Source organism: Nesterenkonia sp. CL21 (genome assembly GCF_031705515.1).
GTDB classification, from domain to species: domain Bacteria; phylum Actinomycetota; class Actinomycetes; order Actinomycetales; family Micrococcaceae; genus Nesterenkonia; species Nesterenkonia aethiopica.
Genome location: NZ_JAUTWR010000007.1, coordinates 55,861 through 68,769 on the forward strand (window position 1 = coordinate 55,861; position 12,909 = coordinate 68,769).

Annotated in this window: 9 protein-coding genes; 2 read left to right on the forward strand and 7 right to left on the reverse strand. The window is 70.6% G+C overall.

All coding sequences use genetic code 11. The features are described from left to right. Positions 1-48: 48 nt before the first annotated feature. The 4 genes from Q7C18_RS11245 to ftsH all read right to left on the reverse strand — a co-directional run bounded on the left by Q7C18_RS11245 (position 49) and on the right by ftsH (position 5,870). Positions 49-1,608, reverse strand: coding sequence for a CHRD domain-containing protein (locus tag Q7C18_RS11245; RefSeq protein WP_311025477.1), 1,560 nt, complete (start codon positions 1,606-1,608; stop codon positions 49-51). Positions 1,609-2,197: 589 nt separating this feature from the next. Next, complete coding sequence (folP, locus tag Q7C18_RS11250; protein ID WP_311025478.1) at positions 2,198-3,139, reverse strand: dihydropteroate synthase; 942 nt, start codon at positions 3,137-3,139, stop codon at positions 2,198-2,200. 95 nt (positions 3,140-3,234) lie between these two features. Then, positions 3,235-3,849: a GTP cyclohydrolase I FolE gene (gene folE / locus Q7C18_RS11255; protein ID WP_311025479.1), complete on the reverse strand. Its 615-nt coding sequence runs from the start codon at positions 3,847-3,849 to the stop codon at positions 3,235-3,237. Then, a complete protein-coding gene (gene ftsH / locus Q7C18_RS11260; RefSeq protein ID WP_070159122.1) occupies positions 3,846-5,870 on the reverse strand; it encodes an ATP-dependent zinc metalloprotease FtsH in 2,025 nt (674 codons plus the stop codon). Before ftsH ends, folE begins: the two co-directional genes overlap by 4 nt. Positions 5,871-6,050: 180 nt before the next feature. Here ftsH and Q7C18_RS11265 point away from each other — a divergent pair, with 180 nt between their 5' ends. Together Q7C18_RS11265 and Q7C18_RS11270 are read left to right on the forward strand one after the other, a co-directional pair. After that, complete coding sequence (locus Q7C18_RS11265; RefSeq protein WP_311025480.1) at positions 6,051-7,898, forward strand: ATP-binding cassette domain-containing protein; 1,848 nt, start codon at positions 6,051-6,053, stop codon at positions 7,896-7,898. Beyond that, on the forward strand, positions 7,895-9,664 hold the full coding sequence (locus Q7C18_RS11270; RefSeq protein WP_311025481.1) for an ABC transporter ATP-binding protein: 1,770 nt from the start codon (positions 7,895-7,897) through the stop codon (positions 9,662-9,664). The genes Q7C18_RS11265 and Q7C18_RS11270 overlap by 4 nt, the downstream gene beginning before the upstream one ends. A 37-nt stretch (positions 9,665-9,701) precedes the next feature. Here the strand turns inward: Q7C18_RS11270 and Q7C18_RS11275 are convergent, their stop codons facing one another. The 3 genes from Q7C18_RS11275 to Q7C18_RS11285 all read right to left on the reverse strand — a co-directional run bounded on the left by Q7C18_RS11275 (position 9,702) and on the right by Q7C18_RS11285 (position 12,879). Then, positions 9,702-10,724, reverse strand: coding sequence for an ABC transporter substrate-binding protein (locus Q7C18_RS11275; RefSeq protein WP_311025482.1), 1,023 nt, complete (start codon positions 10,722-10,724; stop codon positions 9,702-9,704). A gap of 71 nt (positions 10,725-10,795) precedes the next feature. Further along, complete coding sequence (locus Q7C18_RS11280; protein ID WP_070158895.1) at positions 10,796-11,608, reverse strand: ABC transporter ATP-binding protein; 813 nt, start codon at positions 11,606-11,608, stop codon at positions 10,796-10,798. Next, positions 11,605-12,879 (reverse strand): iron ABC transporter permease, encoded by a 1,275-nt coding sequence (locus tag Q7C18_RS11285; protein WP_311025483.1) that lies wholly within the window; start codon positions 12,877-12,879, stop codon positions 11,605-11,607. Before Q7C18_RS11285 ends, Q7C18_RS11280 begins: the two co-directional genes overlap by 4 nt. Between the last annotated feature and the right edge of the window lie 30 nt (positions 12,880-12,909).

Sequence of the window (12,909 nt, forward strand, 5' to 3'; positions counted from 1 at the left end):
CCCTGTGCACTGGTCAGGTCACGTCACCGGACCTGAGGGCTCAGTGAGTCAGCCGCACTGCGAGACGTTGCCGCTGAGCTCACCGCCGGCAGAACCGGTGGTGGTGATGGTGACGGTTGCGTCACCGGCCTGCAGCGCGGCGACCTGCTCGTCGGTCAGTTCGAAGCTGCCGCCGGCTGCGCCGCTGGTGCCGCCGGTGGCCGTCAGCTCGAGGTCGCTGCCGCCGGTGTGCAGGGTCACGCCGGTGACGTCCGAGGTGGTGCCGGCGTAGAGGCAGTTGACCGTCAGCGAATTGCCGGTCAGGGTGCCGTCGCACTGGCCCAGCCCGGAGGACTCGGTGCCGCCCAGCAGCACGGTGTACTCGGTGGTGACGGAGGCATCGCCGTCGGTGTCGCCGGAGTCGCCTCCGCCGCCCAGCAGGCCGCCGAGGCCGCCGCTGCCGAGGAGACCGTCGTCGCCGCCGAGGAGACCGTCGAGCAGGCCGTCCAGACCGAGTCCGCCCAGCAGGCCTTCCACGCCGCCCTCGTCGAGCAGGCCCTCGAGCTCCAGCAGGCCGTCCAGTCCGTCCTGGCTCAGCAGGTCCTCCAGTCCGCCGTCACCGACGAGGCCGTCAAGACCGCCCTCATCCAGGACTCCGTCCAGACCACCCTCGTCGAGCAGGCCCTCGAGCTCCAGCAGGCCGTCCAGCTCACCGGCGTCGAGGAGACCGCCGAGGCCGCTCTCGTCCAGGAGCCCGTCCAGCTCCAGGATGCTCTCCAGGTCACCGGCGTCGAGGAGCTCGCCGAGGTCGCCCTCCCCGAGGAGGTCACCCAGGGCGTCGTCGCCGACGACGTCGGAGAGCGACTGCAGGGTGTTGATGTTCTCGGTGATCTGCAGCAGCTCCAGGGTCCCAGTGGGGTTGCCGCTGGTCACATCGTCCAGCGCGGTCTCCCACAGGAGCCGCCAGGTGTCGAAGTGGTCCCCGGCGAACCCGACGTACTCCTCCAGGTTGAGCAGCGTCTCCGGAGTGACCCGGTCCAGGATGGCGGAGGCGTCAGTGGTCTCCCACAGGTAGTCCGAGGTCAGCATCTCCGGGGTGGGCAGTCCCGGGATGATCAGGTCCGACAGGTCCGCCAGCTCGTCCGCCGAGGGCACGTCCAACGCAGTCAGATCATTGCTGTCCAGCGGGATGCCGATGCCGCCGCAAGAGGTCAGCAGCGTGACGTAGTCGGTGTTGTGGCCCTTGACGTGCGAGGGGTTGAAGACGGGAATCCAGCCCAGGGGCCCGCCGTAGATGTCGATGATCGGCATCTCGGAGTTCCCGATGGCGCCGCTCGCTAGCGAGAGGACCAGGTTCTCGTAGGCGGGATCGGTGTGGTACTCGTTCACGTGGGCGAAGCTTCCGAGCAGCGGAATGCCGTCCTCGTTGGCCCACATGTGCTCCAGGAAGAACTCGCAGGCGTCACCGCCCTCGTGCCCATCGTGTCCATCGTGCCCGTCATGGTCATTGGCGGCGTGTCCGGCGGCCGCCGTGGCGATGCCGCCGCCGATGACGAGCGCGGAGGTGGCCGCCGTCGTCGCTGCGGTCTTCAGCCATCTCCGGCTGACGTCCGCGAACCTGCTAGTCATTGTGATGCCCTTTCTTTCGCATTCCGAAGGGCTCATCAAGCAGTCTTGACATGCCATCAATGCCATACAGGTGCTGGAATCAAGCCCTCCGGGGAGGATTCCCCTCCGAAGGTGACACTATGCAACCATCGTCAGGTCAGTCAAGAGGCTTGGAGATGCCGATGCAGTCTGCACCACGCCCGTTCACGACAGCCATCCGGGCCAGGCAAGCCCTGAAGCGCTTGAGCATCACCGCCTCGGGTATCACCAGAAACCCCCTCCGTGACCGAAGGTGACGAACCCCGACTCCCCAGTAACCACAGGGGTCGACGCCCTGTCGAGACGGCATCTCACCGCAACCCCCGGCGCCTCACCCGGAATCGATGGACTGAAACGCGACAGCTGCCACGCCGCCATGACATCTGAGGCGACTGCGGGAAGACGCAGACCCTCTCGGCGCTCAGATGCCCGAATCGACGGGGTGGCCCACGTCGCTATTTTTATGAAAAGAGTGCTTCATAATGAGGTTCATTGCGCCGAGGAAAACATCGGAGGCCGACGAACACCCGTGGAGACCGGAGGGCCGCCGTCGCCGGCCTCCGGACGGCGCTCAGGCCCGCCGCAGGGCGCCGACCGCCTTCATCGCGTCTACCGTCGGCTCGACGTCGTGGACACGCACGGCCCAGACGCCGGCCTGGGCCGCCAGGGCGTTCAGGGCCAGCGTGGCGGCGTCCCGCCCCTGAGCCTCGCGCGGGGCGCCGGAGCGGGCCAGCAGTTCACCCAGGAAGCCCTTCCGGGAGACGCCCAGCAGAACCGGATGCCCCAGGGCCACGATGCGGTCCAGGTGGCGCAGCAGCTCCCAGCTCTGGGCGGCGGTCTTCGCGAAGCCGATGCCCGGATCCAGAATGATCCTCTCCGCCGGGACCCCGGCGTCGAGGTAGCGGTCGCGGATCTGCTGCAGCTCGGCGACCACCTCGGCGACCACGTCGTCGTACTGCGCGCGGGACTGCATGGTCTGCGCATCGCCCCGGTTGTGCGTGATGATGACCCGCACGCCGCCGTCGGCGACGACCTGCGGCATCTCCGCGGCGGTCACCATCCCCGAGACGTCGTTGATGATCAGGTGCTCCGGCCCGGGGGCCGCCGCGATCGCCGCCGCAGCGGTGGAGGGGTGGCGGGTGTCCACCGAGACCACCGCGCCACCGGTGAACAGCGCCTCCAGCACCGGGAGGATGCGGCGCTGCTCCTCCTCCGGCTCAACGGGGTCGGCGCCGGGTCGGGTGGACTCTCCGCCGACGTCGACGATGTCCGCGCCCGCATAGTGCTGCGAGAGTCCCGCGTGGACGGCGGACTCGTGGTCGACCACCGTCTCCGGCGGGGCCACGAACCGGCCGCCGTCGGAGAACGAGTCCGGGGTGACGTTCAGGATGCCCATCACCAGGGTCCTGTCGGTGGGCAGGTCTGCCACCGTCTTCTTCGCCGCCGCGCGGCGGACCACGCTCACGGGTCCGGTGTTCGGGCCTGTGCCCGGGGCTGCGCCCATGGTGTCCATCAGGGTCCTCCTTGGGTGGTGTGCCGCCGGGCCGCCCTGGTCAGGGCTCGCCGTCCGCGTCCGCACCCCATCGTCGGGGGCGGCGCGGGCGATGCTCAGCGGTGCAGGATGAGGCTCATGGCCTCCGATCGGGTCGCGGCGTCACGGAGCTGTCCGCGCACCGCTGAGGTGATGGTCTTCGCGCCGGGCTTCGAGACCCCGCGCATGGACATGCACAGGTGCTCGCATTCGACGACGACGATCGCGCCCAGCGGCTCCAGGTGCGCCATGAGCGCCTCGACCACCTCCGTGGTGAGGTTCTCTTGCACCTGGGGGCGCTTGGCGAAGATGTCCACCAGGCGCGCCAGCTTGCTCAGTCCGGTGACTTTTCCGTCGGCCGACGGGATGTAGCCGATGTGCGCGTGGCCGAAGAACGGCACCAGGTGGTGCTCGCACATGGAGTAGAACGGGATGTCGCGGACGAGGACGAGCTCCTCATGGCCGATGTCGAAGGTGGTGCCCAGCAGCTCGGCAGGGTCCTCATGCAGGCCCCGGAAGGCCTCCTGATAGGCCCGCGCCACCCTCCCCGGGGTGTCCTTCAGGCCGTCCCGCTCCGGATCCTCGCCGACGGCGACCAGGATCTCCCGCACGGCGGCCTCGATGCGCGGCAGGTCCACCGGAGCGTCCTGCGGCAGATCAGGGCTGCCAGGGGTGGTGATCGTGCTGCTCATCGGACGTCCTCCCCGGCCTCAGAGGTCTCGTCGGCCGTCTCGCGAGCCGTCTCACCGGCGGCCTCGCCGGGCTCGGTGCCGATGAACTCCCCGTCAGCAGGATCGGGCGAATCCGCGACGGTCTCGGAGGTGATGATGATGGGCCGTTCCGGGGAGGACTCCCAGACCTGCCGATGCGGTCGCTTCTTCACGTCATGGAAGATCGCCGCGACCTCGTGGGCATTGAGGGTCTCCACGCGGAGCAGCTCCTCGGCCAGTCGGTCCAGCACGTGCCGGTTCTCCGTGAGCGCCCAGTAGGCCTCGTCGTGCGCCTCCTCGATGATGGCGCGGACCTCGGCGTCGACGATCGCCGCCAGCTCCTCGGAGTACTCCTTGCCGGTGGCCATCTCCCGGCCCAGGAACGGACTGGTGTCCCCGGACCCGAGCTTCACGGACCCCACCCTGGCGCTCATGCCGTAGTCGGTGACCATCTTCCGTGCCGTGTCGGTGGCCTTCTGGATGTCGTTGGCCGCCCCCGTGGAGGGGTCGTGGAACACGATCTCCTCGGCGACCCTCCCACCCATGGCATAGGAGATCTGGTCCAGCAGCTCGTTGCGGGTGGTGGAGTACTTGTCATCCTCCGGGACCACCATGGTGTAGCCCAGGGCGCGGCCGCGCGGCAGGATGGTGATCTTGGTGACCGGGGCCGAGTAGTTCAGGGCGGCGGCGACCAGGGCGTGGCCGCCCTCGTGGTAGGCGGTGACCCGGCGCTCGTGGTCCTTCATCAGCCGGGTGCGCTTCTGCGGGCCGGCCATCACGCGGTCGATGGCCTCGTCCACGGCGCGGTCGTCGATGAGGTCAGCGTTGGACCGGGCGGTCAGCAGGGCCGCCTCGTTGAGCACGTTCGCGAGATCCGCACCCGTGTACCCCGGGGTCTTGCGAGCGATGGACTCCAGGTCCAGGTCCTCCACCATGGGCTTGCCCTTGGCGTGGACCTCGAGGATGGACCGGCGACCGGCGAAGTCGGGGGCCTCCACGGGGATCTGCCGGTCGAAGCGCCCCGGGCGCAGCAGGGCGGGGTCCAGGACGTCCGGACGGTTGGTGGCGGCGATGACGATGATGTTCGCATTCGCCTCGAAGCCGTCCATCTCCACCAGCAGCTGGTTCAGGGTCTGCTCGCGCTCGTCATTGCCGCCGCCCACGCCGGCGCCGCGCTGGCGGCCGACGGCGTCGATCTCATCCACGAAGATGATCGCCGGAGAGTTCTCCTTGGCCTGCTTGAACAGGTCACGCACCCGGGAGGCGCCGACGCCGACGAACATCTCCACGAAGTCGGAGCCGGAGATCGAGTAGAAGGCGCCGCCGGCCTCACCGGCCACGGCTTTGGCCAGCAGCGTCTTTCCGGTGCCGGGCGGACCGTAGAGCAGAACGCCCTTGGGGATCTTCGCGCCCAGGCGCTGGAACTTCTCCGGCTCGGAGAGGAACTCCTTGATCTCGTGGAGCTCCTCCACAGCTTCCTCAGCTCCGGCGACGTCGCGGAAGGTCACCTGCGGCATGTCCTTGTCGAACATCTTGGCCTTGGACTTGCCGAACTGCATGACCCGCGAGTTGCCGCCGGACATGCGGGTGATCAACCAGATGAACAGCAGGGCGATCAGCAGGAAGGGGATCATGAAGCTCAGCAGCGAAAGCAGCCAGTTCGACTGCTCCGGCTCGTCCGTGTAGCCCTCCAGGTCCGCCTCGGCGATCGCATCGACGACGGTCTCAGCCCGCGCCTGCGAGAAGTGGAAGTGGACGACGTCGCCGAGCTCCTCCCCGTCCTGCTCATAGGGCTCGGTCAGATGCAGGTCCACGCGGTGGTCGCCGTCGTCGATCCTGGCCTCCGAGACCTGGCCGTCGGCGATGAGCTCCATGCCCACATTGGTGTCCACGCGGGCGCCGGTCTGGCCCGAGGAGAACAGCATGGGCACCACGATGAGCAGCGCCGCCACCGCCAGGAGGATCCAGAACAGCGGACCGGTGAAGATCTTCTTCAAGTTCATGCAGCTCCGTCAGACACAAGGGGGTACACCTAGCGCACCAGGGTACTGCCAGTGCCTGACAACGGCACCTGGGACGTCGTCACGTTCGCGACAGGTGGAATGAGGCTCCCGACGTCGACCTTTTGTTGCACATGGTTCGCATTAGACTCAACAGGACGTCCCCACCCCGAGGTGAGCCCCATGATGATCGTCCCCGAACTGGTCCAGCTGACACGAGAGCACCCCCGCCGGTTCCGCCGGCTCACCGGTGCACTGGTGGGCGTCTCGCTGACCCACCTCCTCCAGGCGCTGGCCGTGGCCGGCACCCTGGCTGCCGTCGTCGATCAGCGACCAGGGGCCGGGGCCGCCTGCCTGGGCGTGCTGGCCGCGGCCGCGGCCGGCAGGCTCCTGCTGCGCCAGCACCAGCAGCACCTGGCCTCCGCGCTGGGCACCGCGGTGCGCCAGCAGATGCGGGCGCGGGTGCTGCGCCGGATACTCGTGCCCGAACGGCTGCATGATGTGCGCGGCCGTGCCGGCTCGGCACGGCTGACCGTGGTGGACGCCGTGGACGGCGTGGACGCCTATCTCACCCGCTACCTTCCCCATGTGGCGCAGGTGGCGCTGCTGTGCCCGCTGCTGGTGCTGGCCATGGCGGTGCTCTCCCCCGCTGTCGCCGTCGTGCTGGGGGCGTTCGTGGCGACCGCCGTCGTGGCGCCCCGGGCCTTCAACCGGTGGATGGCACGCCGGTCACAGGAGCGCTGGGAGTCCTACGACGACCTCAGCGCCGACATCCAGGAGGCGCTGCAGGGCATGCGCACCCTGCAGCTGCTCGGCGCCGTGCCGGGTCGCCGCCGGGTGCTGCGGGCCCGCTCCGCGCGGCTGCATCGGGAGACGGTGCGCACCATGCGAGCCTCCCTGTGGGAGACCGGGATCCTGGACCTGATGATCCAGGCCGGCACGGCGACGGCGGCCGCCCTGGCGATCCTCACCGCCGCGGGCGCCGAGCCGCAGGGGCTTCTGGCGACGCCCCTGGGCGCCGTCGCCGAGGACCCGTTCCGGACCTTCGCGATGCTGATGCTGGCCTCGGAGACGTTCCGCCCCATCCGCGACGTGTCCCAGCAGTGGCACGCCGGGTTCCTGGGGCTCTCCGCGGTGGGCGCCTTGGGCGAACACGGTGCCTTCGACTCCTCGGGAGACGAAGACGGTGAGGCGATGCGGACCGATGCCCCGGCAGCAGACCCGTCCGCTGCGCACTCGGCGCCACGTCGACCGGCACCGGCACCGGCACCGGCACCGGGGGCACTGCACCTGAAGGACGTCCACCATCAGTACCCGCAGACGGTGGCGCCGGTGCTGCAGGGGGTCGACATCGCCGTCGAGCCGGGGCGGATCACGGTGCTCTCCGGGGCCTCGGGAGCCGGCAAGTCCACCGTCTTCGACATCATCCTGGGGCTGCTGACGCCCACGGCCGGGACGGTGACGCTGGCCGGGCGCCGTCCGCTGCCGGAGGAGATCGCGGTGGTCTCCCAGTCGCCGTCGCTGTTCTCGGGCACGCTGCGGGAGAATCTGCGCCTGGCGGCGCCCGGGGACAGCGACAGGGACAGCGACAGGGACAGCGACAGGGACGAGCAGACGCTCCTGGACGCCTGCGACGACGCCGGACTCGCCGAGCTGCTCGGCTCGCTGCCCGAGGGCCTGGACACCCCGATCGCGGAGGGCGGGGCTTCCCTGTCCCGAGGGCAGGCTCAGCGGGTGGCCATCGCCCGGGCCTACCTCGCCGACCGGCCGGTGATCCTGATGGATGAGCCGACCAGTGCACTCGACGAGGACACCGCGGGGACCGTGCTGGCCCGCCTGCGGGCACGCGCTGCGGGGCGGATCGTGCTGATCATCAGCCACCGCGAGGACGTCATGCGGGCGGCTGATGATCACTGGAGCCTGGAGAACGGGCGAGTGCACCCCGGCGGGGCCGCGGCCCCGCCCGTCGTCGCGGCTGCCCGCGCGGCCGTCGCCGGTCCAGCCACGGCCCCACAGGAGGAGGACGCATGAGCGCCACCGCCGACGCCGCACGGACACACGAGGACCACACCCCCGGGGACCACGCCGGAGAGCCCGGCGCCCCTGCCAGACCCCTGCTGGTGCTGCTGCGCCTGCTGCGGCCGATGGTCCTGCCGATGCTCTGGACCGGCCTGGTCTCCTGGGCGGGCTGGCTGGCGCTCATGGCGATCACCGTGATGGGGGCCTGGGGTGTGGGGCATGCCGTGGTGCTCGGGGAGCTGCCGCCGTCGGGGTTCTGGTGGGGACTGGGCGCGGCGGTGGTGGTCCGAGTGCTGCTGACCTGGCACGAGATGGATGTGTCCCATGCCCTGGCCTACCGGGTCCTGGACCTGCTGCGGATGCACCTGTTCGACTCCTATGCCGCCCGTGTGGTGGAGGGCCGACAGGCCCATTCCGGGGACGCCGCCTCCACGGCGCTGACCGACCTGGAGAAGCTGGAGTTCTTCTACGCCCACACCATCGCCCAGATGGCCTCGGCCGTGCTGACCTTCGGGGCAGGTGCTGCGGCGCTGTGGCTGCTGGACGCCGCCATGGGCGCGGCGGTGCTGGCGCTCGGGGCGGTGCTGATGGCCAGCAGCCTGTTCCTGCGACGCCGTATGACCCGGGCTGGCCAGGCGCAGCAGGAGGAGACGAATCGACTCTCGCGGTTCCTCACCGATGTCCTCGGCAACGCCCGGGACGTGCTGAGCTTCTCGCTGGCCGGGAGGATCGTCGAGGAGTCCGCGCGACGCACCGCACGGATCAGCCGCCAGGAGCGCCGCGCGGCGCTGCTGGAGAGCCTCGCCTCCGGCGTCCGGGACCTGCTCACGGTCACCGCGCTGCTGCTGGTGCTCCTGCTGGGGCTGCGCCGCGCGGCCGTGCCGGAGTCAGCGGTCGCCCCGGAGATGGTGGCCGCGGCGGTCACCCTGGCGATGATGAGCCTGGCCCCGCTGATCGGTGCCGCCGACACGCTGGGCAAGCTGCATCCGCTGCAGGCCTCCGCCGCGCGGGTGGCCGCGCAGCTCGACGACGCCGGGCCGGCTGGTCCCGACACGACCGCCTCCAGCACGACGCCGCGGGGGCACGACCACGACGACGCCGCACTGCATACCCCTGGTCCCACCCTCGCTGCTCCGGCCCCCTGGGGCGTGCGGGTCAGCGGGCTGAGACACCGCCACCCCGGCCGTGGGGAGCTGCGCTACCCCGAGATCACCGTCCGACCCGGTGAGCATGTGGCCATCACCGGGCCCTCCGGCGTCGGGAAGACCACGCTGATCAATCTGGTGGCGGGGCTGTGGCGCCCCAGTGCAGGCGAGGCGGTGCTGTTCGGCGCCGACGACCCCGAGTCGGGCCGGAGCCCTGAGAAGATTCCCGAGGAGGAGCTCCGCGCACGGGTGGCGGTGGTGGACCAGGAGTCGAGGCTCTTCCGCGGCACCGTGGCGCAGAACCTGCGTCTGGGGGCGCCGGAGGGGGCACTGACGAAAGCCGACCTCCACCACGCCTTGGCCGCCGTCGAAGCCGATGAGTGGATCAGCCTGGACGATGAGCTCGGCGAGACCGGACTGCGACTCTCCGGCGGCCAGCGCGCCAGGCTCTGCCTGGCCCGCGCCCTGGCCCGGCGCCCCGCGCTGCTCATCCTCGACGAGGTCACCGCCAGCCTCGATGCCGAGTCGGAGGCCGACATCACCGCCCTGATCCGCTCCCTGGACTGCACCGTGCTGACGGTCTCGCATCGAGCCAGCACGGTGGCGAGCTCGGATCGGATCATCGCTTTGTGAGCGCCGTCGATCGGGGACCCGGCACGCCCCGGCGCACTCAGCCCCCGTACAGCCCCTCGGCCACCCGCTCGACGGCGTCGATGTTCTGCAGCGAGCCGGGGAACAGGTGGTGGTTCGGCACCGGGATCAGCCGATCCTCCTGGACCGCCTGGACCTCCGGGTGGTTCTGCGCGAAATACTCCCGGGTGGCCTCTTCATGTGCCGCGTCCTCCACGCCGAAGGTGATCGCGTCCGGGTCCCGGGAAGCCAGCTCCTCCGCGCTGATCTGGGCGAAGACGAAGGAGTCGAACTGGTCCTCATCTGGGGAGAAGACGTTCTCCCCGCCGGCCTGGGCGATGATGTCGTACTCCACACCGCCGCCCACCACGGAGAGCGTGTCTCCTTCGACGTAGACCTGCGCCACGGTCAGCGGCTCGGCGCCCTCACTCAGCTCGGCGGCGTCCTCCAGGCGCTCCCGGCCGTCCTCGATGAGTTCCTCCGCAGCCTCCTCGGCGGCGAAGATCTCTCCCAGGTTCTCGATGTCGGTGAACAGGTCCTCCACTGTGCCCTCCGAGCGGCGCTCGAAGCAGCCGCCGGTGGCGATGTAGGACGCCGCCCCGGCCTCGTCGAGCTGCTCGATGCTGGCGAAGCCCTGATCCGCACTGAACTCATAGCTGGTGGGGGCGTAGACGAAGTCCGGCTCCACCTGCAGCAGCACCTCCCGCGACGGCGGCAGGTCATCGCTGAGCTCCTCCGCCGCCCCCAGCTGCGCGCTGACGTCCTCGGGCAGCTCCGAGGAGGAGGTCTGCGCCACACCGACCACCTGGTCCCCCAGCCCCAGCCGCACCAGCAGCTCGGTCTGTGCCGGACTCATCCCGACCGCCCGCTGCGGCGCGGCCTCGAACTCCAGCTCCTGCCCGCAGTTCTCCAGGGCGACGTCGACGGCGGCCGTGCCTCCGTCGTCAGCGCCGGCGGCATCGTCGGAGGCGTCCTGCACCCCGGTCCCGCAGGCGGTCAGCAGCAGGCTCGCGCCCGCGATCGCGGCGAGGCTGAGGCGCCGGGGGCGGGCGGTCGTCGTCATCTGCATGGATGTCCTTTCGATCAGGGGTGGTCGGGCCGTGCTGCGAGGTCGCATCACGGCCGTGTCAGGGCTCAGGCCTCGAGGCGCTCGAAGGCCAGGCGCGTCTGTTCCCGGCCGGGGAGGCGCATGGTGGTGGCGTGCACCCCGAAGGCGGTGCGCACCTGCGCCGCGGTCAGCACCTGCTCCACCGGCCCGTGATCCACCAGCCGTCCGGAGGAGAGCACGGCGGCGTGGTCGCAGTAGGCCAGCGCCAGGTTGAGGTCATGCACGGCGACGATCGCCGTCCGTCCCAGCTCCCGGACGATGTGCAGCAGCTCCATCTGGAAGGCGATGTCGAGGTGATTGGTGGGTTCGTCCAGCAGCAGCGTTCCGGCTCCCTGGGCAAGCGCCCGGGCCAGCAGCACCCGCTGCTTCTCCCCGCCGGAGAGCTCCGCGAAGCCGCGGTCCGCCAGGTGCCCCGCGCGGGCGGTCTCCAGGCTGCGCACGACGACGTCCAGGTCGGCATCAGTGTCCGGGCTGAAGCCGGAATGGTGCACGGAGCGCGCCATCAGGACGATGTCCAGCACGGACTGGCCCATCCCGGCGCTGTCCACCACGGTCTGGGCCTCCTGCGCCATGACGGCGACCCGCCGGGCCACCTGCCGCCGCGGCAGCTGCCACAGGTCCTCGCCGTCGAGGCTCACGGCGCCGGCGTCGGGGCGGATGAGCCGGTAGGCGGTCTTCAGCAGGGTGGACTTCCCCGAGCCGTTGGGGCCCACCAGGGCGGTGACCTGGCCCGCCGGCGCGGTGAAGCCGACGTCGTCGACCAGCCTGCGACCGGCGCGCTCCACGGTGACGCCGTCGAAGCGGAGCCCCTCCCCCGGACCATGCTGCCGGGGGTTCACGCGTCCACCACCTGACGGCGGCGCAGCAGGCCGGCCAGACCCCCACGAGTGCGGCCGGGGCGCAGCAGCCACAGGAAGAACGGGGCCCCGACGGCGGCGGTGAAGATCCCGATGGGCACCTCCGTGGGTGCGGCGGCGGTGCGGGCCGCCAGATCCGCGGCCGCCAGGAACAGAGCGCCTCCGAGGACTGCGACCGGCAGCATCAACCGGTGGTCCGAGCCCACCAGCAGCCGGGCGGTGTGCGGGATGATCAGCCCGACGAAGCCGATGCCGCCGCAGACCGCCACCACCGAGGCGGTGAGCAGGGCGGCCAACGCCAGGGAACCGAGTCGCAGGGCATGGACGTTGACGCCCAGAGCTGTGGCGGTCTCATCCCCGGCCATCAGCGCGTTCAGACCCCGGGCGTTGAGCGCGGCGAAGACCAGCACTCCCACCAGCACGATCGTCGGCAGCACCAGCTGGCCGAAGGAGGCCGCCGAGAGGCTGCCCAGCAGGAAGAACATCACGGAGAAGACCTGGTGGGCGTCGCCGGTCAGGGTCAGGAAGCTGGTGACCGCGCTGAGCAGCGAGCCCAGCGCCACCCCGGCGAGGATGAGCCGGGTGGGGACCACCACGCCGTCCTGCCGGGCGCAGAGGAACACGGCGCCGGTGGCCGCCAGAGCACCCACGAAGGCGGCCAGGGAGATCGACAGCCCGCCCAGAGCCGCCGAGCCGAAGGAGATGACGGCGACCGCACCTAGGCCCGCCCCGGAGGAGACTCCGAGCAGGTAGGGCTCGGCCAGCGGATTGCGCACCACCGCCTGCATGAGGGCACCTGCCAGCGCGAGGCCGGCGCCGCCGATCAGGGCCAGCAGGACTCGGGGGAGCCGGAAGTGCCAGACCGCCTGATCCTCCAAGCCGGTGTAGGTGCCGTCACTCATCCACGGCATGCCGGGGATCAGATGCCCGAGGATCAGGCGCCCGGCATCACTCATGCTCAGGCTGATGGGCCCGGTGGAGACCGAGAGCAGCACGATGGCGACGATGCCGCCCAGCAGCAGGGCCACGATCAGGCGCTGGAAGCGCAGCACCCAGCGGCGAGTGGCGGCCACCCGCCGGCCGGTGCTGCTGAGTGCGTGGTTCTCCACGTACTCCCCCGTGGCGGCCGCCGGGGCGACGGCGGAGGCGGCCTCGACGGAGGGAACCTCGGCGGAGGGGGCGGGGCCGGCGTCGGCGGAGGGCGCGGGGCCCCGGCGCAGATCGGCGGAGAGCATGGGAGGGCGCTGGGTCACTCCGCCATAGTACGCTGTTGCGAATTATTC